Raw genomic sequence first — 1,280 nt, forward strand, 5'->3', positions numbered from 1 at the left:
CAAGCCTGCAATCAAATATTTATTCAGGGATTCAAGATGATTAAAAAAATTATTATAGGCATGAGTGCTTTACTTATTACGACTCACGTTTTCGCTCAGAGAACCGAAGGTGGCAAAATAGACTCACTGAATGTGGGTAACTATTGGACTCAGGTACACATTAACGGTGGCAATCTGAAAGTCAACAAGAATATATGTGGTAATAAAAGCGAAACTCCGCAATTTTTCGCCATCGAACCATCGCACCCAAACTACGAGACACTACACTCAACCCTGCTGGCAGCTCAACTTGGTAACAAAACAGTCAAATTACTTACTAACGGTTGTGCAGGCCAAAATGGCAACTACCCAAGAATTGTCGGTATCTGGGTGACTGACTGATTCAATCTGTCAGAGTATAAGGGAGTGAGGTGCTGCCCACTCCCTCATTGTTATTCAACCTCAAATTTAATCTTGACCAGCCATTGCATTTAAACTTATGCGCCAGAGCATTCTCAAAATGAAGCAACACTCCAACTGCGGCTTTCATTATATGCAGCTCGTTTATCATTACGACTAATATCAGAGTACCGGCCATATCTGTAAGCCACTTTGGAGTGAGTATATTCCAAAATTTATTCTTAAATTTAAACAGTAAAGTGGGTAAACCCGCCAGTCCTATTTGTTTTCAAATACCTGCTGCTCACTCAGCTGATATTTTGCCTGTATTTCGTCAATACATGCCTGAGTATTATGATTGAAGGCACGAACCTCGTTTTGCAAAGTCATCAGCGTAAACAGACCACTAAACTGGCCACAGGCCAGTATTTTTGTGTCACTTTGGGCTGCTGGCACGGCTATATCCAGATACACGCTGGGTTTACTCACATACACACCCGGCGTACCAGCATAGGAGCGCGATACATTGGCAGCATGGTTGGAGCTGGTGAAGGTATCGGCGCCGTGCTGCTGAGCAATCACCGCACTGCGCAATAGCGCAAAGTCGATGGCCTGCTCCAGTGAGACACTGCCATTACCCGAGTAATGTACCCGGTAGCTATTATCGTTTAATTTTTTCTCGGAATATCCGCCCCGAATTCCCATAGACTGATACGACACGGCGCTGCATCCCACAGCGGCCAAGGTAATACATGCCAAACTTAAATTTCTTAACTGCTTCATTATATTACTTCTTTCTTTTTTAAATAATGGACAAACCAATTGGCTTGCCCGGTTCCTTTTCTGCTAAACCGCATAATTAATTATGCGGTTTGGTATCATGCCTGTAGCGCGGTTTCCTC

Annotated in this window: 2 protein-coding genes; one reads left to right on the plus strand and one right to left on the minus strand. The window is 43.5% G+C overall.

Features of this window, described 5'->3' with window-relative positions; translation table 11 throughout:
* Positions 1–381: hypothetical protein (locus tag C3B51_RS21945; protein ID WP_206076668.1), on the plus strand; the 381-nt coding region annotated here is incomplete at its 5' end.
* A 276-nt stretch (positions 382–657) separates the two neighbouring features.
* Here the strand turns inward: C3B51_RS21945 and C3B51_RS21950 are convergent.
* Positions 658–1,161 (minus strand): CC0125/CC1285 family lipoprotein, encoded by a 504-nt coding sequence (locus C3B51_RS21950; RefSeq protein ID WP_130246398.1) that lies wholly within the window; start codon positions 1,159–1,161, stop codon positions 658–660.
* Positions 1,162–1,280: the final 119 nt, after the last annotated feature.

The organism is Pseudoalteromonas rubra (assembly GCF_004212645.1).
Lineage (GTDB): Bacteria > Pseudomonadota > Gammaproteobacteria > Enterobacterales > Alteromonadaceae > Pseudoalteromonas > Pseudoalteromonas rubra_G.